The sequence below is a fragment of the Algoriphagus boseongensis genome (genome assembly GCF_004362805.1).
Classification (GTDB): domain Bacteria; phylum Bacteroidota; class Bacteroidia; order Cytophagales; family Cyclobacteriaceae; genus Algoriphagus; species Algoriphagus boseongensis.
In genome coordinates this window covers 208,231-233,113 of sequence record NZ_SNYF01000006.1, presented here as the reverse complement: position 1 = coordinate 233,113, position 24,883 = coordinate 208,231, and the positions used below count along the sequence as shown (strand labels likewise).

23 protein-coding genes are annotated in these 24,883 nt (G+C 39.2%); 17 read left to right on the top strand and 6 right to left on the bottom strand.

Translation table 11 applies throughout. The features are described 5' to 3' along the window. Nucleotides 1–12: 12 nt before the first annotated feature. Nucleotides 13–2,616, bottom strand: a complete 2,604-nt coding sequence (gene mutS, locus DFQ04_RS08540; RefSeq protein WP_133554783.1) for a DNA mismatch repair protein MutS — start codon at nucleotides 2,614–2,616, stop codon at nucleotides 13–15. A gap of 81 nt (nucleotides 2,617–2,697) precedes the next feature. Here mutS and DFQ04_RS08535 point away from each other — a divergent pair, with 81 nt between their 5' ends. Beyond that, nucleotides 2,698–3,231 carry an RNA methyltransferase gene (locus DFQ04_RS08535; RefSeq protein ID WP_133554780.1) on the top strand — a complete coding sequence of 178 codons (534 nt, stop codon included), beginning with the start codon at nucleotides 2,698–2,700 and terminating at the stop codon, nucleotides 3,229–3,231. A gap of 2 nt (nucleotides 3,232–3,233) precedes the next feature. Here DFQ04_RS08535 and DFQ04_RS08530 read toward each other — a convergent pair whose 3' ends face one another. Genes DFQ04_RS08530 through DFQ04_RS08510 form a run of 5 tightly spaced genes read right to left on the bottom strand, consistent with a single transcriptional unit; the run spans nucleotide 3,234 to nucleotide 6,344 of the window. After that, a complete protein-coding gene (locus DFQ04_RS08530; RefSeq protein WP_133554778.1) occupies nucleotides 3,234–3,692 on the bottom strand; it encodes a PaaI family thioesterase in 459 nt (152 codons plus the stop codon). 2 nt (nucleotides 3,693–3,694) lie between these two features. Beyond that, complete coding sequence (locus DFQ04_RS08525; RefSeq protein ID WP_133554776.1) at nucleotides 3,695–4,279, bottom strand: hypothetical protein; 585 nt, start codon at nucleotides 4,277–4,279, stop codon at nucleotides 3,695–3,697. 48 nt (nucleotides 4,280–4,327) lie between these two features. Continuing rightward, a complete protein-coding gene (locus tag DFQ04_RS08520) occupies nucleotides 4,328–5,086 on the bottom strand; it encodes an SDR family NAD(P)-dependent oxidoreductase (RefSeq protein ID WP_133554774.1) in 759 nt (252 codons plus the stop codon). Between the two features lie 13 nt (nucleotides 5,087–5,099). Continuing rightward, nucleotides 5,100–5,639, bottom strand: a complete 540-nt coding sequence (locus tag DFQ04_RS08515; protein ID WP_133554772.1) for a YfiT family bacillithiol transferase — start codon at nucleotides 5,637–5,639, stop codon at nucleotides 5,100–5,102. A 9-nt stretch (nucleotides 5,640–5,648) separates the two neighbouring features. Continuing rightward, nucleotides 5,649–6,344, bottom strand: coding sequence for a ComF family protein (locus tag DFQ04_RS08510; protein WP_133554770.1), 696 nt, complete (start codon nucleotides 6,342–6,344; stop codon nucleotides 5,649–5,651). Nucleotides 6,345–6,424: 80 nt separating this feature from the next. Between DFQ04_RS08510 and DFQ04_RS08505 the strand changes: the two genes are divergently transcribed. From DFQ04_RS08505 to DFQ04_RS08430, 16 genes are all read left to right on the top strand, one after another. Continuing rightward, complete coding sequence (locus DFQ04_RS08505; protein ID WP_133554768.1) at nucleotides 6,425–6,769, top strand: carboxymuconolactone decarboxylase family protein; 345 nt, start codon at nucleotides 6,425–6,427, stop codon at nucleotides 6,767–6,769. Between the two features lie 4 nt (nucleotides 6,770–6,773). Next, nucleotides 6,774–7,133, top strand: a complete 360-nt coding sequence (locus DFQ04_RS08500) for a hypothetical protein (RefSeq protein WP_133554766.1) — start codon at nucleotides 6,774–6,776, stop codon at nucleotides 7,131–7,133. Beyond that, nucleotides 7,134–7,895, top strand: a complete 762-nt coding sequence (locus tag DFQ04_RS08495; RefSeq protein ID WP_133554765.1) for an exodeoxyribonuclease III — start codon at nucleotides 7,134–7,136, stop codon at nucleotides 7,893–7,895. Nucleotides 7,896–7,935: 40 nt separating this feature from the next. Beyond that, nucleotides 7,936–8,337 (top strand): ATP-binding protein, encoded by a 402-nt coding sequence (locus DFQ04_RS08490; protein ID WP_133554763.1) that lies wholly within the window; start codon nucleotides 7,936–7,938, stop codon nucleotides 8,335–8,337. Nucleotides 8,338–8,340: 3 nt separating this feature from the next. Beyond that, entirely contained in the window at nucleotides 8,341–8,766 is a 426-nt protein-coding gene (ybeY, locus tag DFQ04_RS08485; protein WP_133554761.1) for an rRNA maturation RNase YbeY, read from the top strand. Nucleotides 8,767–8,844: 78 nt separating this feature from the next. Further along, complete coding sequence (gene mnmG, locus DFQ04_RS08480; protein ID WP_133554759.1) at nucleotides 8,845–10,710, top strand: tRNA uridine-5-carboxymethylaminomethyl(34) synthesis enzyme MnmG; 1,866 nt, start codon at nucleotides 8,845–8,847, stop codon at nucleotides 10,708–10,710. 1 nt (nucleotide 10,711) lies between these two features. Further along, the gene (locus DFQ04_RS08475) at nucleotides 10,712–11,605 is read left to right on the top strand and encodes a methyltransferase domain-containing protein (protein ID WP_133554758.1); all 894 of its coding nucleotides are present in this window, start codon (nucleotides 10,712–10,714) and stop codon (nucleotides 11,603–11,605) included. Continuing rightward, the gene (locus tag DFQ04_RS08470) at nucleotides 11,602–13,263 is read left to right on the top strand and encodes an Ig-like domain-containing domain (RefSeq protein ID WP_243739653.1); all 1,662 of its coding nucleotides are present in this window, start codon (nucleotides 11,602–11,604) and stop codon (nucleotides 13,261–13,263) included. Before DFQ04_RS08475 ends, DFQ04_RS08470 begins: the two co-directional genes overlap by 4 nt. 464 nt (nucleotides 13,264–13,727) lie before the next feature. After that, entirely contained in the window at nucleotides 13,728–15,476 is a 1,749-nt protein-coding gene (locus tag DFQ04_RS08465) for an AMP-dependent synthetase/ligase (RefSeq protein ID WP_133554756.1), read from the top strand. Nucleotides 15,477–15,729: 253 nt separating this feature from the next. After that, nucleotides 15,730–16,191: a MarR family winged helix-turn-helix transcriptional regulator gene (locus DFQ04_RS08460; RefSeq protein WP_133554754.1), complete on the top strand. Its 462-nt coding sequence runs from the start codon at nucleotides 15,730–15,732 to the stop codon at nucleotides 16,189–16,191. Nucleotides 16,192–16,232: 41 nt separating this feature from the next. Continuing rightward, nucleotides 16,233–18,638 (top strand): 3-hydroxyacyl-CoA dehydrogenase/enoyl-CoA hydratase family protein, encoded by a 2,406-nt coding sequence (locus DFQ04_RS08455; RefSeq protein WP_133554752.1) that lies wholly within the window; start codon nucleotides 16,233–16,235, stop codon nucleotides 18,636–18,638. 52 nt (nucleotides 18,639–18,690) lie between these two features. Then, nucleotides 18,691–19,050, top strand: a complete 360-nt coding sequence (locus tag DFQ04_RS08450) for a four helix bundle protein (protein WP_133554750.1) — start codon at nucleotides 18,691–18,693, stop codon at nucleotides 19,048–19,050. A gap of 61 nt (nucleotides 19,051–19,111) precedes the next feature. Continuing rightward, the gene (locus DFQ04_RS08445; protein ID WP_133554748.1) at nucleotides 19,112–20,287 is read left to right on the top strand and encodes a thiolase family protein; all 1,176 of its coding nucleotides are present in this window, start codon (nucleotides 19,112–19,114) and stop codon (nucleotides 20,285–20,287) included. A 75-nt stretch (nucleotides 20,288–20,362) separates the two neighbouring features. Next, complete coding sequence (locus DFQ04_RS08440; RefSeq protein ID WP_133554746.1) at nucleotides 20,363–22,156, top strand: acyl-CoA dehydrogenase family protein; 1,794 nt, start codon at nucleotides 20,363–20,365, stop codon at nucleotides 22,154–22,156. Nucleotides 22,157–22,407: 251 nt separating this feature from the next. Then, nucleotides 22,408–22,797 (top strand): response regulator, encoded by a 390-nt coding sequence (locus DFQ04_RS08435; RefSeq protein WP_133554744.1) that lies wholly within the window; start codon nucleotides 22,408–22,410, stop codon nucleotides 22,795–22,797. A 5-nt stretch (nucleotides 22,798–22,802) separates the two neighbouring features. Then, complete coding sequence (locus DFQ04_RS08430) at nucleotides 22,803–24,818, top strand: LruC domain-containing protein (RefSeq protein WP_133554742.1); 2,016 nt, start codon at nucleotides 22,803–22,805, stop codon at nucleotides 24,816–24,818. The last annotated feature ends 65 nt before the right edge of the window (nucleotides 24,819–24,883 follow it).

Below are 24,883 nucleotides of genomic sequence, written 5' to 3'. Positions count from 1 at the left end.
AAATCTCGCCTTTTACTCCATTTTTTTCTTGATCTCATGGAGCTTCAATAGTGCTTCAATTGGTGAAATGGCATTAATATCTACTTCATCCAATAATTTTTTTGCCTCGGAAAGTTTAGGATCCATCTCAAAAAGACTCAGTTGGAAATTATTCTTTGGAACCGATTTGAAGGTCTCTTTTTTCTCTTTGACTGCTTTATCTTTTTCCAAATGTCCCAGAATTTCTGAGGCTCTAAACACAACTGGATTGGGCATTCCCGCCATTTGAGCTACGTGGATACCGAAACTATGCTCGCTTCCTCCTTCTTTAAGTTTTCTCAAAAAAATCACCTTGTTCCCTACTTCCTTTACGGCAACATTGAAGTTTTTAATCCTTGGAAAATCAGTAGCCAATTGATTAAGCTCATGGTAATGAGTCGCAAAAAGAGTTTTTGCTTTAAAATTTTGATGATTGTGCAGAAACTCAACAATGGACCAGGCAATTGAAATTCCATCGTATGTGGAAGTACCTCTACCGATCTCATCCATCAAGACTAAACTTCTGTCGGAAAGATTATTCAAAATACTGGCCGTTTCAGTCATTTCCACCATGAAAGTAGACTCACCTTTGGATAAATTATCAGACGCACCCACACGGGTAAATACCTTATCAATAATGCCAATTCTGGCAAAAGAAGCCGGCACAAAGCTTCCCATCTGAGCCATAAGCACAATCAATGCGGTCTGACGAAGCAAAGCGGATTTTCCAGCCATATTTGGACCTGTAATGATCAGGATCTGTTGACTGTCATGATCCAGATAGATATCATTTGGCACATAATTTTCCCCAACGGGCAATTGTTTTTCAATCACCGGATGTCGGCCATCCTTGATTTCCAAGGTTTCAGTATCTGAAATTTTAGGCCGGGTGTACCCATTAGCCAAAGCCACTTTTGCAAAAGAGATCAGAGTATCCAACGTCCCAAGAATCCGGGCATTTTGCTGAATTTGAGTGACAAACTGTCCCGCCTCAAGAACCAATTCCTGGAAATATTTCTGTTCCAAGGCAATCATTCTCTCCTCTGCATTCAGAATCTTTTCCTCGTAATCTTTCAACTCTGGAGTAATATATCGCTCGGCATTGACCAAAGTCTGTTTTCTAATCCATTCCTGAGGAACCTTGTCTTTGTGGGCATGGGTAACCTCCAAATAGTAACCAAAGACTTTATTGAAGGAGATTTTAAGGGATGAAATTCCGGTATTTTGAATTTCCCGCTGTTGAATCTGGACTAGAAAATCCTTGCCCTTATTTGCCAGACCTCGATACTCATCCAGTTCGGCATCTACCCCATCTTTGATTACGCCACCTTGATGTACCAGCATTGGAGCATCTTCTTCCAATTCCCTATCGATTTTTTCCATTAAAAACTCACAGGGGTGAATTTGATCGGAAAGCCTTTTCAGGGTAGGGTTTTGCTGGTTTTTGAGTAATTCTTTGATGGGCAAGGACGCTTTCAAGGCCTTTTTGATCTGATTGATTTCTCGGGGATTAGCCCTTCCTACTACCACTTTGGAAATCAATCTTTCCAAATCTCCAATATGTTTCAGATTACCGATGATTTCTTCGATGAGGCTAGAATTTTGGTAGAAAAAATCCACCACATTTAAGCGCTCTTCAATAGGCTGCTTTTCCTTTAAAGGCAAGACCATCCACTTTTTCATCATCCTGGACCCCATGGGAGTCACCGTCTGATCCAAAATCTGAATTAAAGGAACTCCTCCTTCATGCTGAGGAAAGACCAATTCGAGATTTCTGATGGTGAATTTGTCCAACCAAACATATTTCTCCTCAGCGATTCTGGAGATAGAGGAAATATGCTGTACTTCCCGGTGCTCCGTTTCTTCCAGGTAATAAAGAATCGCACCCGCAGCAATGGTTGCAGACGTCAATTCTTCAATTCCAAAACCTTTCAGATTAGCCGTTCCGAAGTGACTTTTTAACTTTTCGTAGGTAAAATCATATTGGTAAACCCAGTCCTCGCAGTGAAACGTGATAAAATCATTTTTAAACCACTCTGCCGCAGTTTTCTTGGCCGCTTTTGAATAGATGACTTCTGACGGTGCAAAACTTTGAAGCAACTTTTCCAAATAGGATGGATTCCCTTCCGCACACATAAACTCTCCGGTCGAAACATCCAAAAACGCTATTCCGTGCTTCTCTTTTCCAAAATAAATGGATGCCAAATAGTTATTTCTCCGGGTGTCCAGTACTTGGTCATTGTAAGAAAGTCCGGGAGTCACCAATTCTGTCACCCCACGCTTCACGATTCCTTTTACAGATTTCGGATCTTCCAACTGATCACAGATTGCAACCCGGTTTCCAGCACGGACTAATTTGGGCAGATAATTATCCAAGGAATGATGTGGAAATCCTGCCAGCTCAATATGGGATGCAGCTCCATTGGCTCGTTTGGTCAGCACAATGTCCAGCACTTTGCTAGCAATCACCGCATCTTCTCCAAATGTCTCATAGAAATCCCCGACCCGAAACAGCAAGAGTGCTCCGGGATGCTTAGCCTTGATGGCATTGTATTGTTTCATCAGGGGAGTTTCCTGTCCGTCTTTGGATTTGCTCATGGAGTAAAAAAGGGAATTGTCGTACTTTTGATTGGAAAATAAGTCCTGAAAATAGCCGATTAGGGCAGGAGATCAAAAAAGATGAAGAAATTAAGCATGGAGGAGCTAGAACGGCTTTCTCTAGAGGAATTTAAGCAAGTCGAAAAATCACCAATTGTATTGGTCTTGGATAATATAAGAAGCTTAAATAATGTGGGTTCAGCTTTTCGCACTGCAGACGCATTTCGGATAAAGAAAATATTTCTTTGCGGAATTACAGGCACTCCTCCTCATCGGGATATTCAAAAGACTGCTTTAGGAGCTACAGAATCCCTGGATTGGGAATATTGCGCTTCGACACTTGAAGCTGTAGAAAAATTGAAAAGGGAGGGATATCAGCTTTGTGCTTTGGAGCAGGTTGAAAAATCAGTAATGCTCAATGAATTTTCTCCAAACCCAGCTCAAAACTATGCCCTGATTTTCGGAAATGAGGTTTTTGGAGTAGAAGAAGAGGTTTTGAAAAAGTGTGATACAGTCTTGGAAATTCCTCAACTCGGCACGAAGCATTCCTTGAATATTTCTGTCACACTTGGAATTGCCGTTTGGGATATGATGGTGAAGTTGGATCAGTTTTGATCTTAAAAGCCCAAATCACTTAGTTTGACATGGGTTTTAATCATGTTGCTGCTTGCTTTTGCAACAATTTTTCCATTTTCCTTTCGAATGATCGCTTCCCAGTGGTTCAAGTTTGATCCGGATCTGACCAGCTTAGCGGATACTTCCAATTTCTCACCAATCTGAGCCGAGGAAAGAAAATCCACATTTAGATTGATGCTAGTCATCAAATATTCAGATCCTGCCACAAAATTTCCCATCCCAATCACATCATCCATCATTAATGAAGCTATTCCTCCATGCAGAATTCTAGCAGGATTGCACATTTCTGGACGAACTTCAAATTGGACTTTTATAAAATGGTGATCGATTTCCATTAAAACCCCAGCCAAATTATTACCAGCAGGAGATGGAGTTTTATCCAACGTTTTTCCAATTAATGTTTTGAAGAATTCAAGCTGGGGAGATGGGGTGGTTTGCACGCTTAGTTGGTTTGATTTAAAAGTCTAAAATAATCTTCAAGGATAGTTTTCAAAATCTCTTTTTCCTTTACATCAGTCCAAAGAGGATATTTTTGCGTTCCAGATACTAGTTCAAATTCATAATCCTCTTTTATCCAAGGGTTTAAGCCCTTAAGTAAATTCAAATGAGCTTGATTATTTCCATTTGAAAACTCGATCTGTTGTTTTTCCTCGCCTAATGATGCTTCAAGAGAAATTGGATAGTCAGCATTTTTTAATTCAAAATAAATGTAGGCTTCCTCCTTGGTCGGATTCAAAATGATCACCGGATCGAGGGTAGGAAAAGAATCTGATTGCACTCTTTTTTTATGTCGAAAGAGGGTCATTCCCGCATCTTTTCTAATTTCTCGATCATAATGAATGGATCTGACATTTAGAAAATATAACCTATCGCTGTCAGCCATTTGAAAGGTTCTATCCCTCTGGGTATTGTCCGCTCGGTAAGAATTAAAAAAAGAGAAAACAAAAACCAGAAGAATGGAGGATAGAAGGAATATTTTCAAAATCCTGACCAGCTCAGGTGTCAGAATTCGGTCATTTGAAGACATTAGCCGCTGATTTTTCTAATACAACTCCAATAACAGAAATTAGTTAGGCTATCTCACATAGGAGCCGGCATTGATATCAATAGAGGTGCCTGTGGCATGGTCCGCAAGACCAGAACAAAGTAAAGTAACCATTGGAGCAATATCCTCCGGCAGCGTCAAATCCTTCAATGCAATATCATTTAAAGCAAAATCCTCCCCGTATTCAGACAGGATTTCATTGGCCATATCGGTTCTGGTAAACCCAGGAGCAATCAAAAAGGCTTTAATTCCAACTTTCCCATAGTGCCTGGCCATTGATCGAGTAAGACTCACTAAAGCTCCCTTAGAAGCGGCATAGGCTAGGTAATCAGGTGTATCGCCCCGGAATGCCGCTCGGGAAGAAATCATTACTATCCGACCGTTTTGCTGGGTTTTAGCATGATCTACAAATTCTTTACAGAGAATTCCCACTGCGGTGGCATTTACAGCCATTGTTTTCTGCCAAATTTCCAACCATTCCGATGTAGGCAAACTATCAGGAGCCGAGACGGATATCCCGGCATTATTCACTAATGCTGTGATTGGTCCATATTTTTCAATCAATCTGGGAATATATCCGACAACTTCCGATGACTTTGACAAATCGCATGGTTCTAGATATGCAGGGTTTTTGAGTTGAGAAAGAAGGGATTCCGCTTCAGTTTTATTGGAATTAAAATGAAGAATAACCTCGGCTCCAGATTCTGAAAGCTGTCTTGCAATTGCCCTTCCAATTCCTCTGGAGGCACCTGTAACTAGAATTCTTTGGTTTTTTAATGAAATGTTCATGTTCTCAAGGAGATTACTGATCAAAATTTCTCATGACCAAATGCTGGACATGCGCCAAATGATGCTGGCTATGCCAAGCATACATTAAAGTAACTTCAGAAAGTGTTTGGCTTTTGCCTTTTTCCGGATGAAAATAGGTTCGTGCAAAGTCCTCCTTGGACATGGAATCCAAAAGCACCCCCCATTTCATGTGAATAGCCCTGATAATTTCCAAAGAAGAATCAATTGGAAGGCTAGCATCTGGAAGTTTAGCCCATTCCCCTTCGTCATATGGTTTGATCGTTGGGTTTTCCTCTGTCAAAGCCAATTTGAAACGCAGATAAGCATTCATGTGGCTATCCGCACAATGGTGAACCACTTGTCGGACTGTCCATCCTCCTGGGCGATAGGGGGTATCCAATTGCGACACGGATAGCGGACTAACTGCCGTAAAAATATCAGCGGGAAATTTTTTGATGATCTCTTTGCTCTCTGAAATTTCTTCATTTGAAATTTCATTAGGAGCCTTAAACTTGCCAATAGGGTATTTCAGAAATTCAATATCTATGCTCATATCATGGGATTATCGACCACCAGCAGCGATGGTTATCAAATCTACATGTTTTGCCCCATGTGCCAAAAGTACATTTGAACAAGCGCAAAGCGTGGCACCCGTAGTGATGACGTCATCAGCTAATAAAATCCTCTGACCTGAGATATTGGCGTCCTTTTTTAGAGAAAATACCTCGTCAACATTTTCAAGTCGTTCAAGCCTGGACTTTTTGGTTTGGGTTTCTGTAAATTTCACTCTTTCCAAAACACTTATTCGATTGATTTGTAGTGATTTAGATAATCCTTTTGCAAATTTTTCACTTTGGTTATAGCCTCTTCTTTTTTGTTTCATGGGATGCAGAGGAACAGGAACAATTAAATCCCATTCTTCTTGATATCCTTTGCTCATTAATTCAATCCCATATAACCTTCCTAATTCTTCCCCGATTTCAGGCATATTTCTATACTTCAAAAGGTGAAGAAGATGTTGGCTTTTCCCTTTTTTGGAAAAGCGAAGAAAGGCCATTACACGATTTACTTGAGTAAGTCCTTTAACCTTCGTGGTAAGATCATTGTCAAAAGGATACAAATGGTAACTAGCCACAGGTAAGGTTCCTTGACATTTGGTACAGAAATGAGGTTCAAAATCAAGCAAAGCGATCCCGCACTGAACACAGTTTCTGGGATACAGCAAATCCAAAAAATCTTTCCAAAAATTCAAACGCATAGCTAAAAAGTGGTGTTGTACAAGCTTAGGGTATAATATGACGTATATTTGCCCTTTGGTCTATATTAATACTTAAATTAATGAATCTGATAGAGGAATTCAATGCATACCGTGCCAAAATGAATGAGAGAATTTTGGCTGAGGACAATAAAGTCATCAAACGATTCTTCAACCTCGATACCAATACCTATGCAGAAGGAGAATTGGATATAAAAACCAAAGAGATGATTGGATTGGCCTGCTCGATGGTTTTAAGATGCGACGATTGCATCAAGTACCATTTGGGAAAATCTTTTGAAGCAGGAGTAGGAAGAAAAGAGGTCTTTGAAGTTTTCTCCATCGCAATGATTATTGGAGGTTCCATTGTAATTCCTCATTTACGAAGAGCGGTAGAATATTGGGAAGAGCTTGAAAATCAGCAATAAATAAATGTTTAAAAGGGATTTAGATCTGGAAAAGAGATGGTCCAAACTTTTGGATGGCCTCAAAGAAACCATTGGAAAAAAACCCAATGACCTCAATGGAGTATTATTTCTTATAGGAGTACAAGAGCTAGGTCAAGGAACCCGAACATTTTCAAAAGAACAAAAGCAAGATTTGATGCATATCGCGATATGCAAGGTTCTGAGTTATGCCGGGTTCTATGAGTTGGATTTTGTGGACCAGGAAGGATGGCCGCATTGGAAATTATGTAAAGAACTGCCTCATTTTGACATTTTGGAACAGGAAAAACTTCTTAAACTTCATGTTCTGGAATATTTCGAAAGAGAATACCAAATAGAGATTTGAATGAAACTAATATCCTACAATGTCAATGGAATTCGATCAGCAATCAACAAAGGATTTGTGGAATGGCTGAAAGAAGAAAATCCAGATATAATTGGTTTACAAGAGATTAAAGCTCAGGAAAAGGATATAGATCCAGCAATCTTTGAAGATCTAGGGTATCATTTGTATTGGTTTCCAGCAGTAAAAAAAGGTTATTCTGGAGTAGCTATCTTCTCAAAAATCAAACCCAAAAGCTTGAAATATGGCATGGGTATTTCCAAATATGATGATGAGGGTAGAATGCTTCAAGCTGATTTCGAGGATTTTTCTTTTATATCCTCCTATTTTCCTTCGGGAACAACTGGAGACGTCAGACAAGACTTCAAATACGAATTCCTAGATGATACCTACGGGTACATTCAGGATTTACGAAAAGAGAATCCAAAAATCATCTTAAGTGGTGATTATAATATTTGCCACAAACCGATCGATATCCATAATCCGGTTTCAAATAAAAACTCTTCAGGATTTTTACCAGAAGAGAGAGCATGGATGGACAAATTCACGGATTCGGGATTCATCGATACATTCCGTCACTTTAATGATGCTCCACATCAGTACACCTGGTGGAGTTTTAGGGCAAATTCTCGTTCAAAAAATCTTGGTTGGCGTATAGATTATCACATGGTTACCAAGGAATTGCAGAACAAACTGAAAAGTGCTATAATTTTGCAGGATGTCAAGCATTCAGATCACTGTCCGATAGTTCTTGAAATAGAATAAGAATCAGTAAAAAAGAAAAAGCTATTTGAACATTTCCAAAATGAAATCTATAAAAATTTCAATTCCTTCTCTTTTAGAGAACATTAAAATTATCGAGAGCTTCATTGATAATGCAAAAGATAATTTTGAAATCAATGATGACATTTATGGAAATATCATGATTTCTGTAACAGAATGCATCAGTAATGCCATCATTCACGGAAATCAAAATGATAAAAACAAACTAGTTCATTTAGAGCTCCTCATGGAAAATGACCAGTTGAAATTTATCATCGAAGACGAGGGTAATGGATTTGATCTCGATGTTTTGCCAGATCCAACAGCTCCAGAAAATTTAGAGAAAACCGGTGGAAGAGGAATTTTTCTTATTAAGCATCTAAGCGATGAGGTAAAATTTGAGGAGGGAGGAAAAAAGACAGTTCTATCATTCTACATGGATTAAGAAATGGCGATTCACTTCTTTTCAGAAGAAATTCAATACAACCTCGCCCAAAAGCAAAAAAGGAAAGCTTGGTTAAAGAAAATTGCAGAAACAGAAAATCATAAGATCGGTGAGCTGAATTATATCTTTTGTTCGGATGAGTACCTGCATCAAATCAATGTAGAATATTTGGATCATGATACCTTAACTGACATAATCACCTTTGACAATTCAGAAGAAGAAGGAATCATTGAAGGAGATATATTTGTCAGCATTGATAGAATAAAAGAAAACGCTCGGATTCATACCCAATCAGAAACTGATGAACTTAGCAGAGTACTTTCTCATGGTCTTTTTCATTTGATGGGCTATAAAGACAAAAGCAAATCGGATGCGAAACAAATGCGTGAAAAGGAAGAATTTGCTATAGAATTATTTGAAAAATCTTGACGTTTCACGTGGAACAGTTCAAAAGACTTTAAGGAGTCTGAAAATCGTTTCACGTGAAACATTAACAGAAATAAATACATGTTTCCAAAATATGATGTCATAGTAGTTGGCGCTGGTCATGCTGGTTGCGAAGCCGCACATGCTGCTGCGAGGATGGGCTCTAAAGTCCTCCTATGTACTATGAATATGAATACCATTGCTCAAATGTCTTGCAACCCTGCAATGGGAGGAGTGGCCAAAGGGCAGATTGTTCGAGAAATTGATGCTTTAGGGGGAATGTCAGGAATCGTATCTGACAAGTCTATGATCCAGTTTAGAATGCTAAATAGATCAAAAGGCCCTGCTATGTGGTCCCCCCGCTCTCAAAATGATAGAATGAAATTTGCTGAAGAATGGAGATTGGCACTAGAGCAAACTCCAAATGTGGACTTTTGGCAAGAAATGGTCACAGGTATTTTGGTAAAAGACGGTAGAGTAACAGGTGTCAAAACGGGAATAGGAATAGAAATAGAAAGTGAATCCGTTGTTTTAACCAATGGAACCTTTTTAAATGGGGTAATTCATATCGGAGAAAAGCAATTTGGTGGAGGAAGAACAGGCGAATCAGCAGCGAGAGGAATTACCGAACAGTTGGTTCAATTAGGTTTTGAGGCAGGAAGAATGAAAACAGGAACTCCGCCAAGAGTGGATGGAAGAAGCTTGGATTATTCAAAAATGGAAGTCCAATACGGCGATGAAAACCCGGAAAAATTTTCTTATTCAGATGAAACCACAACTTTAAAAGAACAGAGAACTTGCTGGATTACCTATACCAACAAAGAGGTACATGAAACCTTAGAAACAGGGTTTGATAGATCTCCCATGTTTAATGGAAGAATCCAAGGATTGGGACCGAGATATTGCCCAAGCATTGAGGATAAAATAAATCGATTTGCTGAAAGGGAAAGACATCAGATTTTCGTAGAACCAGAAGGATGGAATACGGTAGAAATCTATGTCAATGGCTTTTCTACCTCTTTACCTGAAGATGTACAATACAAAGCTCTCCGAAAAATTGCCGGATTTGAAAATGCAAAAATGTTCAGACCAGGCTATGCAATAGAATACGATTTTTTTCCTCCGACACAGCTAAAATTAACCTTAGAGACTCAATTAATTGAAAATCTATTCTTCGCAGGACAAATAAACGGCACCACTGGATACGAAGAAGCAGCCTCTCAAGGATTAATTGCAGGAATTAACGCAAGTCTAAAAGTTCAGGAAAAGGATCCTTTTATCTTGAAAAGATCAGATGCATATATCGGTGTTTTGATAGACGATTTGATCAATAAAGGTACAGAGGAACCGTATAGGATGTTTACTTCAAGAGCCGAGTTTAGGCTTCTCTTAAGACAGGATAATGCTGATTTAAGATTGACTGAGCTTGGATATCAAATTGGCTTAGCTAGTGAGGAGCGCCATCAAAAAATGCTGGATAAAAAGTCAAACACCGCGAAACTTATTAATGACTTGAAGCAAAAGAGATTTTCTCCTGAATCTCTAAACCAAGGCTTGGAAGAAATAGGCACCGCTACGATCACAGAAAAAATAAGCGCTGAGAAATTATTGAAAAGGCCTCAAATTGGAATAGAGGAGCTTAAATCAATTAATGAGGATTTAAGAGCTTATTTAGAAAAATACCCTAAAGAAGTACTTGAACAAGCCGAAGTCCAAATCAAATACGATAGCTACATAGATAAAGAACAGCAGATGGTGGAGAAGCTTTCCAACATGGAAAACTTCAGGATCCCTCATAAATTTGATTATCTATCCATCACCGCGCTTTCGGCCGAAGGAAGACAAAAACTAAATAAGATACGCCCTGAGACTCTTGGACAGGCATCAAGAATCAGTGGTGTTTCTCCAGCTGATCTTTCCATATTAACCGTCTATTTAGGAAGATAAAATGTCAGAAAGACTAAACAAATGCCCACTCTGCAAAAGTGGGCATTTTCTTAACCACCAAGAAATCCCAGACTTTGCTGTAAGCAAGGAATCATTTGTGATTTGTAGGTGTACCAATTGTAATTTACTATTTACTAACCCAAGACCAGGCCAGGAAGAAATCGGACCCTATTACGAGTTTCCAGAATACTTCTCACATGACGATGAATCTAAATCATTAACCCAGAGTATTTACAATCTGGTACGGAAAAGAAATATTAAAAACAAAATACATCTTATAGAAAGCTATGTTAGAAAAGGTACTTGGCTAGATTATGGATGCGGTACTGGAGAGTTATTGTATGCTGCAAAAGAAAATAATTGGAAAGTAGCAGGAATTGAACCTAACGAAAAAGCAAGAGGCTTAGCTAATAAGAAGCTCGGAGAAAAAGTAAAAGAAAGTCTGGATGAAATAAAGAAGTCAAAAAGCTTTGATGTGATCACCTTATTCCATGTTTTGGAACATATTCATGAACTTAGAAAAACTGTTAAAAAACTGTTAAATCGCTTAAATTCAAATGGTTACATTATAATTGCAGTCCCAAATCCTGAATCGGAAGATGCCAAACACTATGGAAAATATTGGGCTGGGTGGGATGTACCTAGACACCTGTATCATTTCGATAAAACATCAATAAACTCTTTCAAAGAAATATTTGGCTTAAACTTAGTTGATGTAAAACCAATGAAATTCGATAGTTACTATGTCTCGCTACTATCAGAAGGCTATAAAAACAAGGATATTTCTACATTCAGTAAATTCATAAAAGCCTTTACAAATGGCTATAATTCCAACAGTAAAGGAAAGAAGAACAATAACTATTCAAGCAACATTTTTATTTTTCAGAAACAGTGAAGTACCTCAATAGCATAGCTCTGTTTTTAATTCTATTCGGTCTGGCTTCTTGTGCAAAACAAAGCACACCAATGGGAGGTCCAGTGGATGAAACTCCTCCAAAACTCCTGGAATCATCTCCTTTAATTGAATCTATAAATACCAAGCCCGAAAAAATCACTTTGACATTTGATGAATATGTCAAATTAGATAACCCTTCAAAAGGTATTATCATCACGCCTAGAATCAATAAAGACGAGGTAATATTCACTGCTATTAAGAATTCAATTGTAATCGAACTTAACCAGGAGCTGGAAGATAGTACTACGTATGTGTTCGATTTCCAAAAATCAGTTGTAGATATATCCGAAGAAAACCCAGCAGAAAATCTGAAACTGGTATTTTCTACTGGATCAACCATTGACAGTTTACAACTAAGCGGTAAAATCAATTTCACTTTTCCCGACAATAAAATAGATTATAAAAATGTCTTGGTTGGGATATATCCAATTGGAGACACTACAGACATATTTACTGCCGCTCCATACTACCTCAGTCAAGTAGACACACTTGGAAACTTTGCCATTTCAAATATCAAAAATGGCAACTATCTCGCTTATGCATGGAGGGATGAAAATGGAAGCTTAAAAGCAGAGTTCAAATCAGAAGATTATGACTTTTTAACAGATACAATTGAACTCAACCAGAATGCTACAGATTTACTTTTCAATCTATCCAAGGCCGATATCACCCCTTTAAGAATTTTAAGAACAGGCAATTTTGGGAAAAATTTTGATATAATTCTCAATAAAAACCCAATTGAAAAGGATGTAAAATCAATAGATCAAACTATTGAATATCAATACAATACAGGTGATAAAAGAATAAGAATTTATCCAAAAATTGCCTATCCAGATAGTAGCCAATTTCATATAAAACTCCAGGATTCGGTAGGCTTTTCTATCGATACTTTGATCTGGGCAAAATTTCCCGAATCTGAGAGAAGACCAGAGAAACTAACCGTATCTGCTAATTCCGGAAAAAACTTTTACCAAAACCTGGAAATTGAGCTAAAATTCAATAAACCCATAGCTAGAATCAATACAGACTCCCTATACATTCATTACGACACTGCTTCCTTTATCAGAATAGATGAATCCATGTTCTATTTGAAGGATTCATCAAGTTCAGATATACTTAAAATACAGCTCACCCTACCAGATTCACTTACAAAAGACATCTTCTCATTGAAAGCAGCTGATTCAACTTTTGTGGATTACGAAGGAGAGTACAATGAAAATGAACTCTTAGCCAATTACAAAAAACTCAAGAGGGAGGCATACGCCGACGAAATTACTGGAAGCATTGAAGGAGCAAATCTTCCTTTGATCGTTCAATTAATCGATTCGAAAAGTGAAATAATCAAAGAACAATACCTTGAAAATTCCTTTAATTATTCATTCCAATTAATAGAACCAGGGAATTATAAAATCAGAGTAATTGAAGATTCCAACAAAAATGGACGATGGGATCCCAGCAATTTCACCAAGAAAATCAATGCTGAAAGGGTCTTCTATTTTAGGAACGAGGAGACAAAAGATGAAATAACAGTACGGGCAGGATGGACATTAGCAGACCAAAATATCACGGCAAGTCCAAAAACTGGATTCGAAAAGTGACCAAAATAGGTGTGGAAAACTTTAGAATTCTACGTGGATAAAATTCTACTAGGAAGGTATAAAAAAGAATAGTGGATCATTTTCCCAAATTTCAAAAACCAATTGGGGACAAGTCCAGCTTTTTCCACAAAAGCAAAATCAACAATCCACAGCAAAGCTATACACCAGAATAATCACAGATCAATCCACAAAAAAGAAGTAAAACAAGTAAGTAACTGAATCATAATTTTTTAAAAGTGGAAAAGAAGTGAATAAGCTGTTAACCCACTACAAAATAGCTTCACTAGAATGTGATTAAAAAACGATCTTATTCTTATCCACAAATCCACACCCTTAATAACCCTAATAGATTTTTTTAATAAATAAATTAATAGAATATATAAGGTGTGGATAGTGTGGAAAGCTTTTGGCATTAAGGTAGTCTTTTGGTAATATTAGTCCAGATAAACCCAATTTGACCCTTTATGCAGCCGACCCGATTATTTGATTTGATTCCTTATCAGATTGCCAAGTTTGACAAAGAAGTAGCTCTCGCAAAAAAATTAAATGGAAGCTGGGTAACATACTCCTCCAGGAAACTAAAAGAAATTGTTGATACACTCAGCTTAGCTCTATTGGATTACGGGATCAAACCCGGAGATAAGGTGGCATTGATTTCTACCAATTGCCCGGAGTGGAATTTTCTGGATTTAGCTGTCCAGCAGATAGGAGCTATCTCAGTTCCCATGTATCCTACCATTACTTCTGCAGATTACGAATACATTTTCGGTCATGCTGAGGTAAAATTGATTTTTGTGGGCGATGAATCGATTTTTGAAAAAGCTAAGCCGGTAGCTGGCAGTTTAGATATCGTTTCTTTTAATGATATCGAAGGAGCAATACGTTTTGAGGATTTTCTAAGTCGGGGAGAAAATGGAGATCTGGCGGTCTTGGAGGCGCACAAGGATAAGGTAAGGCCAGAAGATCTTTTCACCATTATCTATACCAGTGGGACCACAGGAAGGCCTAAAGGCGTGATGTTAACCCATCACAACGTCCTTTCCAATGTCATGCAAGTAGGAAAGATATTTACCGCGCCTGTAGGCACTTCCAGAGTGTTGAGCTTCCTACCACTTTGCCATATTTTTGAGCGGGCTGCTTCCTTCGCTTATATCATTATGGGCTATTCGGTTTATTATGCTGAAAGCATGGAAACCATAGGAGAGAACCTAAAGGAGGTAAAGCCTCATCTCTTCAATACTGTTCCAAGGCTATTGGAAAAAATCTACGACAAGATTGTAGCTAAAGGATATGAGCTTTCCGGAGCTAAGCGGGGCTTGTTTTTCTGGGCCTTAAATCTGGGCTTAAAATATGATCCAGGGAAATCCATGGGAGCTTGGTATGATTTTCAGTTGAAATTGGCCAATAAGCTTATATTTAGTAAATGGAGAGAGGCGTTAGGTGGAGAGGTTCTTCAGATTAATTCTGGAGCTTCAGCACTTCAGCCGAGGTTGGCAAGAGTTTTCTGGTCTGCTGGAATTAAAGTATGTGAGGGATATGGCCTGACTGAAACTTCACCCGTGATTTCTGCCTCGATCTGTAATTTTGAAGAAATCCGAATTGGATGGGTTGGAAAGCTCATTGAGGATATTGAGGTAAAAATTGCTGAGGACGGAGAGATCTTAGTAAAGGGACCAAATGTTATGCAGGGCTATTACAAAGAGCCAGAATTAACTGCAGAAGCACTCAAAGATGGTTGGTTTCACACAGGTGATATTGGAGAGTTAGATGGGCCCTATTTGAGAATTACCGATCGAAAGAAAGAAATGTTCAAAACCTCCGGAGGGAAATATGTGGCTCCACAGGTGATGGAAAATAAATTCAAGGAGTCACCTTTGATTGATCAGCTTTTAGTAACCGGGGAAAATAGAAACTATCCTTCAGCCTTGATTGTCCCAAGCTTCGATGGACTTAAAGAGTATTGCAAGCACAAGGGTATTCCATATACAAGCGATGCTGAGATGATTTCAAAACCGGAAATCATTGAAAAGTATGACAGAGAAGTAGAAAATGCCAATAAGTATTTCGCTAAGTGGGAGCAGGTTAAGCGATATAAACTCCTTGGTCAGTCTTGGACTATAGAAACTGGAGAGCTTACACCTACGATGAAACTCAAGAGAAAAATCATCCACGAAAAGTATAAGGCAGAAATCGACTCCATTTACAGTTCCTAATCGGGTCATTTTACGGCTTTCCAAAAAATTTAACATTAATTTTTTTCTCAGAATAATTTTCTGTTCTGAAGCCAATACTTTATTTATATTTTGAATCAATCGAATTTTTGATAAAAATCGGTATATAATTCTATTTTATTAGAGTTTACTTGCTTATAATTTGTGATGCATGCATAACTTTTTTTCAAAATAGTATGCATGCATACAAAATTTATCTAAATTAGGTCTCTCCAATTTTGGATGCCTTTGCCCTATGAAAAGAGAAGAGACCGTAGACTACCATATTAAGAGTGCCTGGCATGCCATTTCCCGGATGTATAATCAGCAGGCAGTAGAGGAAGGATTTACCACTGCCATTGGATTTGTATTGATCAATATTAATTCCAAGGAGGGTACTCCTGCGACCAAGATTGCCCCTTTGATCGGTTTGGAAACAAGAAGTCTAACCAGGATGCTAAAGACTATGGAGGAGAAAGGTTTGATTTTCAAAAAAGCCGATCCTGTGGATAAGCGCTCAGTTAGGATTTTTCTAACTGAAGAAGGGAAAAGCAAAAAGGAAAGATCGATTAATACCATTATGGATTTTAATCAGCAAGTGAGAGAGGTGGTATCTGATGATGAGCTCAACACCTTTTTTGGTGTCTTTGAGAAAATCCAAATGGTGATAGACCAGATCAACGGTAATGAAGTCAACAAGCCCATATTTGAATTATAAACTAATCCTGAAAAGGAATTAACTACCAAAAACCCAAAAAAATGAACAGAACCATTAGAAAAGTAGCCGTTTTAGGTTCGGGTGTCATGGGATCAAGAATCGCCTGCCATTTTGCGAACATCGGTGTACAGGTACTTTTATTGGATATTGTTCCTTTCGAACTTTCTGAAGAGGAACAAAAGAAAGGTCTGACCAAAGAACATCCGGCAGTTCGAAACCGAATTGTAACTACTGCACTCCAAAACACGCTAAAGTCAAACCCATCGGCGATCTACGACAAATCCTTTGCGTCCAGAATAACCACTGGAAATTTTGATGATGATTTGGCTAAGATCAAAGATTACGATTGGGTAATTGAAGTGGTCGTGGAGAGACTGGATATTAAACAGCAACTATTTGAAAAAGTAGAAAAATATAGAAAGCCAGGTACCTTGATTACATCCAATACTTCTGGAATTCCAATGCACTTGATGTGTGAGGGAAGAAGTGAGGATTTTCAAGCCAACTTTGCGGGAACGCACTTTTTTAATCCACCGAGATATTTACGTCTGTTGGAAATTATTCCTGGTCCAAAAACAAATCCAGATATCATCGAATTTTTGATGGATTATGGAGATAGATTTTTAGGAAAAGAAACAGTACTCTGTAAGGACACTCCGGCATTTATTGCCAATAGAATTGGGGTTTACGCAATCATTTCTGGAATGCATGCCATTGAAAAAATGGGCTTTGGAGTATCAGAAGTGGATAAATTAACCGGTCCTGTGATCGGCCGAGCTAAGTCAGCTACTTTCCGAACCATGGATGTGGTTGGTTTGGACACTACAGTGAATGTGTCCAATAATTTATACAAAGCATTACCTCACGATGAATCCAGGGACAAATTCAAGCTTCCAAAAATTGTAGAGGTACTTTTTAACAATAAGTGGTTTGGGGACAAAACTGGTCAAGGTTATTTCAAAATGATTCGTCACAAAGACGGAACGAAAGAACTGAAAGAGCTTGATTTCAAAACCTTCGAATACAAGGATGTAGAAAAGCCCAAATTCAAAGCATTAGAAGCATCCAAGGAAATTGATGATCTGAAAAAGAGAATCAAGTTCTTGGTGAATTTCGATGACCGAGCTGGTGAGTTTTATAGAACCTCTTTTTATGATTTGTTCAAGTATTGTTCTCACCGAATTCCAGAGATTTCAGATGAGCTTTACAGAATTGATCAAGCGGTATGCGCTGGATTTGGATGGGAACTTGGTCCATTTGAGACATGGGATATTCTCGGTGTTAAAGAAACTGTAGCGAAAATGGAAGCTGCTGGAGAAAAGGCAGCACCATGGGTTCATGAAATGTTAGCTGCAGGACATGAGTCATTCTATAAAGTAGAAGCAGGAAAGAGAAAATACTACGATATCCAAAGCAAAACGTATGTTGAGATTCCTGGGATCGAAGAATTTGTAATTCTGGATACACTAAAGTCAGCTGGTAAAAAAGTATGGGGTAATGCCGGTGCTTCAGTTTATGACATGGGTGAAGAGGTAATCGGTCTGGAATTCCATACCAAAATGAATTCTATGGGTGCCGAGGTTATTGAAGGAATCAATACTGCAATCGGCTTAGCTGAAAAATCCTACAAAGGACTGGTAATAGGAAACGAAGGAGCAAATTTCTCCGCCGGAGCCAATTTGGCCATGCTTTTCATGTTTGCCGGAGATCAGGATTTTGACGAGATCAATATGATGATCGCTCAATTCCAGAATACTATGATGCGAGCAAGATATTCTTCAGTACCTGTTGTAGTTGCTCCACATAATATGGCTTTGGGAGGTGGATGTGAACTTTCCCTCCATGCTGATCATATCCAAGCGCATGCAGAATTGTACATGGGATTGGTGGAAGTAGGTGTAGGATTAATTCCCGCAGGTGGGGGTACCAAGGAAATGACCTTGAGATTTTCCAACTCAGTAATTAATGGAGACGTGGAGCTAAACCAGCTTCAGGAATATTTCATGAATATAGCCACAGCTAAGGTATCTACCTCAGCGGAGGAAGCGAGAGGCTTGGGTTACCTGAGAGCAAAAGACGGAATTTCCCTAAACCGAAAGCGTCAATTGGCTGATGCCAAGGCCAAAGTTCTTTCCTTGTATGATTTGGGGTATACGCAGCCAGTTCAACAAAAGGATGTAAAAGTTTTGGGTAAAACCTCTCTCGCATTATTTGAGGCAGGGATTACAGGAATGTTGTATGGTAATTACATTTCCCAACATGACGCCAAAATTGCCAGAAAACTGGCTTGGGTAATGTCTGGTGGAGATTTGTCCTCCCCAACAGAAGTGAGCGAGCAATACTTACTGGATTTGGAACGGGAAGCTTTTTTAAGTCTTACCGGTGAGCAAAAGACTTTAGAGAGAATTCATAGCATTCTTTTCAAAGGAAAACCGCTAAGAAATTAAAGATAGTAGCAAGTATCTAGAACGTAGTATCAAGATTTAAACCTGAGAAGCGATGCACAATTTTAAAGAATTAAAGGTTTGGCAAAAATCTGTGGATTTAGCAGTAAAGATTTATACAAGCACAAAATCTTTTCCATCTGAGGAAAAATTTGGACTCATATCCCAAATGAGAAGAGCTGCTGTATCCATCCCATCAAATATTGCCGAAGGATGTGCAAAAACTTCCTCCAAATCATTTTCTAATTCTTTGGAAGTGAGTCTTGGAGAAAGTTTTGAACTGGAAACTCAAATGATTATTTCAGAGAAAGTAGGGATACTAAATTCAGAAAATGCAAAGGATTTAGAGTCTGATCTTTCGGAAGTTCAGCGAATGATTATGGGATTAAAATCCTCACTAGAGTCAAAGTCTTGATACTAAATACCAGATACTTGATACTTTTTCAATAACCCAATTACCAAAAACTAAAAAGAAAATGGAAGCATATATAATCAACGGATATAGATCAGCGGTAGGCAAATCCAAAAAAGGAGGGTTCAGATTCTACCGTCCAGATGATTTGGCAGCAGATGTGATCAAACATTTGGTGGCTAATACACCCGGTTTAGAAGCAAAAATGGTCGATGACCTCATTGTTGGAAATGCAGTCCCTGAAGCAGAACAAGGAATGCAAATGGGTAGAATGATCTCCTTACTTGCTTTGGGAATAGATAATCCTGGATTTGTGATGAATCGTTATTGCGGATCTGGTGTCGAGGCAATTGCCTTGGCAGTTGGAAAAATCAAGGCAGGTATGGCTGATTGCATCATAGCAGGTGGTACAGAATCAATGTCTTTAGTCCCAATGATGGGCTATAAGACTGCGCTTAACTATAAAATAGCTACTCAGACGCCTTCTTATTACCTAAGCATGGGCTTGACTGCTGAAGAGTTGGCCAAGGATTATGAAATCACCAGAGAGCAAGCAGATGAATTTTCCGTGAAATCTCACGAAAAAGCATTGGCAGCTATTTCTTCTGGGAAATTCAAGGACGAAATCGTTCCTGTAGAAGTGGAAGAAACCTATTTGGACGAGAAGGGAAAAAAGAAGTCTAGAAAATTTATCGTCGATACAGATGAAGGACCAAGAGCTGGAACTACCATGGAAGTATTAGGTAGCCTTAAGCCAGCCTTTAAAATGGGTGGTCAGGTAACAGCGGGAAATTCCTCTCAAACTTCTGATGGTGCTGCTTTCGTGGTGGTCATGTCTGAGCGATTGATGAAATCTTTAGGATTGGATCCAGTTGCTCGAATGATGTCCTATGCTGTCGCTGGAGTTGATCCACGTATTATGGGTATTGGTCCAAAAGAAGCTGTTCCAAAGGCCCTCAAGCAAGCCGGACTCTCTTTAAATAATATTGATCTGATTGAATTGAATGAGGCATTTGCTGCTCAAGCTTTGGCTGTAATCAAATCTTTGGATATGAATCCCGAGATCGTCAATGTGAATGGTGGTGCAGTTGCTCTTGGACATCCGCTGGGTTGTACTGGGGCCAAGCTCTCTGTTCAGCTTTTCAATGAATTGAGAAGACAGAATAAGAAATACGGAATGGTCACTGCCTGTGTCGGAGGAGGCCAGGGTGTAGCAGGAGTTTACGAGCTATTGAAATGATAAACTTCGATGTTCACCATTAAAAAATCGAATGATGAATATCGAATAAAGAAGAAATCTAAAGTCTCAACAAATATGACAACTATTTCAAAATCCATTCAAGGAGGAGAATTCCTCGTCAGGGAAACTTCAGCACAGGATGTTTTTATCCCTGAAGAATTTACAGAAGAGCAGAAAATGATGGCTCAGGCCTGTCAGGATTTCATCGAAACAGAGATCTATCCTAAGAGTGAAGAGATAGATAGCATGAAGCATCCTGAACTTGTTCCTGCAATATTTAAAAAGGCTGGGGAATTAGGTCTTTTAGGTGTTGCCGTTCCAGAGGAATACGGAGGATTAGGCATGAGCTTCAATACTTCCATGTTGATTGCAGATATCATCGGAGCAGCTGGATCTTTTTCTACCACTTATGGAGCGCATACCGGAATCGGTACTTTGCCTATTCTTTATTATGGTACTGAGGAGCAAAAGCAAAAATACCTTCCTAAACTGGCGACAGGTGAATGGGCTGCATGTTATTGTTTGACCGAACCAGATGCAGGATCTGATGCGAACAGCGGAAAAACCAAGGCAATATTATCCCCTGACGGAAAAAACTACCTGATCAGCGGACAGAAGATGTGGATTTCCAATGCTGGATTTGCTGACATTTTCATCGTATTCGCCAAAATCGAAAACGATAAAAACTTGACCGCATTCATTGTTGAAAAAACATTCGGTGGAATCACCATGAATGAGGAAGAGAAGAAAATGGGTATCAAAGGTTCTTCTACTCGCCAGGTTTTCTTCAACGAGTGTCCTGTTCCTGTTGAAAATATGCTTTCTGACCGTGAAAACGGATTCAAAATCGCTGTGAATATTTTGAATATCGGGCGTATAAAATTAGGTGCAGGAGTCCTTGGGGGTGTAAGAACGGTTATTTCCCGAAGTATTGCTTACTCAACTGAAAGAAAGCAGTTTGGCTTAAGTATCAATACATTCGGCGCCATAAAGTCCAAGTTGGCTGAAATGGCGACCAAAACCTACGTTTCAGAATCTCTTTGCTACCGTGCAGGTCAGGATATTGAAGACCGTATGGATGCCTTGGCTGCTGAAGGAATGTCAGATGCCGAAGCCAAATTGAAGGCCTTAGAGCAGTTTGCGATCGAATGTGCTATTGCAAAAGTTCATGGCTCCGAAGTTTTGGACTATGTGGTGGATCAAGGGGTTCAGATCTATGGTGGCATGGGCTATTCAGCTGAAGCTCCTATGGAAAAAGCCTATCGTGATGCTCGTATTTCCAGAATCTATGAAGGGACCAATGAAATCAACCGTATGCTAATGGTAGGTATGCTCCTAAAGCGTGCCATGAAGGGCGAAATCAATCTCTTCGAACCGGCTATGGCTGTTGCTTCCGAATTGACTTCAGTACCTTCTTTTGAAAGTATCGATGCCTCTGAGCTTTTCGCAGTAGAAAAAGACATCCTCAAAAAACTCAAGAAGGTATTCCTGATGGTTGGAGGAAAAGCAGCAATGGCTCTTCAGGATAGAATTGAAGACGAGCAGGAAATCATGATGAATTTGGCAGATGTCATGATTGAGATTTATGCCGCTGAGTCTGCGATGTTAAGAGCTGAGAAAATTGCTTCGACAAAAGGAGAAGATGCTGCCAAGCACCAGATTGCCATGGCTAAAGTATATCTCTACGAAGCAACCGATAAAATTGAAGCCGCAGCAAAAGAGGCCATTGTTTCCTTCACCAAGGGAGATGAGCAAAAAGTCCTTTTGATGGGATTAAAGCGATACACCAAGCCTGATTTTGTCAACGTGAAAGAACTCAGAAGACAAATCGCAGATTACATGATCGCTGAAGGAAAATACCCTTTTTAAACTTTAGATAGATAGATTCCTTAACCTCCTGTTTCGAAAGAGACGGGAGGTTTTGTTTTATATAACCCCTTTTTTCCCGAGACTTTTATTTTTCGAATCATATGGATGGCTTTTGAGGAAATCTTAAAAATAGACCTATCCAATTATCGGAGGATTCCAACAACTCATCGGAGTAAGTCCCCAACTGGTCTAAATCTTCCTTTTAACCTTCAGGCTCGACATACTTTTGAAGCATTAAAACCTTCAAAACCATGAAAACAATTCTTTTAATCGAAGACAATGATATGATGAGAATGTTCCTGATTCATTATTTGGGAAAGGATCATCAAGTATATGCAGTTAAAAACCCACAAGAAGCAGTTGAGTGGCTCCGGGGAACTTCCGTCGATCTAATCGTATCCGACTATCCTGCAAATCCTGTTTTGGGAGTTCAGGTGAGAGCACTTAGAGCAGCAGCAGAAAGCAAAAGAATTCCAATCTTGATGTTGACTGACCAGGATAAAAGTGAGCAGCGAATCAATGCTTTTCAATGGGGAGCCAAAGACTGCATTAGTAAACCTTTTAATCCAGTCGAACTCAAAATGAGAGTTCAGATCAATTTGCCATTGATGGGCACATCTGCACAAGCAAAGTTGGCTTGATCGATATGAAAAGGTTACTAATCTATTTCGCAGCTTCAATCCTATTTGGGTGTGTACCTGAGCCGGACTTTTCAAAGGATACCAAGCAACCAGAAACTTCAGAGTATGGAGCTTTCGACTTTGCAACTACAGGTAGCGTGAGGTTTGATGTTCAATTTACCGACGCACAAAATCAACCTTTTAAAGGAATTTCACTGGAGCTGAAGCACCCTGAGACAGGTCAAACGCTACACAAAGCGTTTACTGGGAGCAATGGCAGATATTCAGAATCTCTTAATCTACCCACCTATCTCAAGGAAGTAATATTGGAGACGGGTTATATAGGCTTGCCAAACAGATTGGTCGTTCCTATTAAAAACAAGGCAATTGTCTTGAACTACCAGGGTGAAGTAAATCCCGATCAGGTAATTCAATATGATATTGATCCTCAATGGAAAGTATCAGGAAACTCCGGTTCACGGATTGAAGCCACCTTCGAATTGGCTTATGCGGCTCCTTATGACGCCAGTGGAGTACCATCCAATATTTTACCGCAGTTAGATTATATCTCTTCTCAGGTATTGGAATACATCAATGCCTCACTTCCTGAGAGCCAACCTGTACCAACTTACCATCCTACGTATTTGGCAGATGGAAAGAAAACCACATTGGACGTAGTGGAAGAGGCAGATGTCTGGTTGACATTTGTCCATGAAGGAGCAGGCTGGCGAAATACCATTGGGTATTATACCTACCCAACCAACCAGCCGCCAAACTCTCTCGACGAGATCAAAAAAATCACCGTTTTGTTTCCAAACCTTTCCAAAACTGGATCCGGTGGAAATCTAAAAACCGGCCAAAAAGTCAAAATAGGAAGGTTTTTACCGGGAACAAGCGTTGGACTAGTCCTTTTAGCCAATGGTTGGGACGGAACAAAAGTCAGTGGTTGGAACCATGTTGTTTTTGCAGATAAAAAGATCAATCCAGAGCCAAATGCTTCACTGAAGCAGCACAATGTGCTTCTTTGGGATGAAGAGAATAAATTATTCCTATTAGGTTTTGAGGATGTACGACGCGACAACATTCCGTTTAAATGCGATCAGGATTTTAATGATGCCATACTTTTTGTCAGCAGTAATCCGATTCGCGCAATAAGCACCGTAAATGTCAGTCCGATTGATAAACCCGGAACATTGGATAGAGATGGAGATGGGATTAACGATAATTTGGATGAATATCCCGACGATGCGACAAAGGCTTATGATTCCTATTATCCATCAGCTACAGGATATGGAAGTTTTGCATTCGAAGACAGTTGGCCTGAAATGGGAGATTACGACTTCAACGATTTGGTAGTAGATTATCAATACAAGCATACTTTCAACGGTGCAAATAAAGTCACCGAAATCAAATCAAAATTCAAGTTTAGAGCAGCAGGTGCTGGATTCAGAAATGGATTTGGGTTCCAAATGGAAATCAATCCTAATTCGATCAAGAGTATTAATGGGTATAAAATCGGTCCGACTCTAATAAAAACCAACCCTAACGGTACTGAGGCAGGACAGAGTAAAGCCACAATTATTGTAACCGACAATGTCCATTTGCTTTTCGGCGTCTCGAATTTCATCAATACAGAAGGAAGCTCTTCCACTCTCGATCCAAAGGAATTGCAATTGACTATCCAACTGAATAATCCGGTTAACCTTTCTGAGCTTGGTTCTGCACCTTACAACCCCTTTGTTATTATTGCCCAAGAAAGAGGGAGAGAAGTTCATTTGCCTGGATATAGCCCGACCAGTTTGGCCAAAACATCTCTTTTTGGTACAGCTGACGATAATAGCCTACAAGCAGGATATTACAAATCAAGGACTAGCTTGCCTTGGGGGATTCATTTACCAGAGTCGTTTGCTTATCCTAAGGAAAAAGCAGATATCCGATTTGCCCATCTCCAATTTAAAACTTGGGCAAAAAGCTCTGGCTCTACTTACCTAGACTGGTTCAGAGACCTCTCAGGATATCGCGATAGGCAGAAAATTTATTGAGAATAAGTTGTCTCAATCACCCCAAAACCCCGGCCAAATGGCTGGGGTTTTTTTGTTTATTTCTT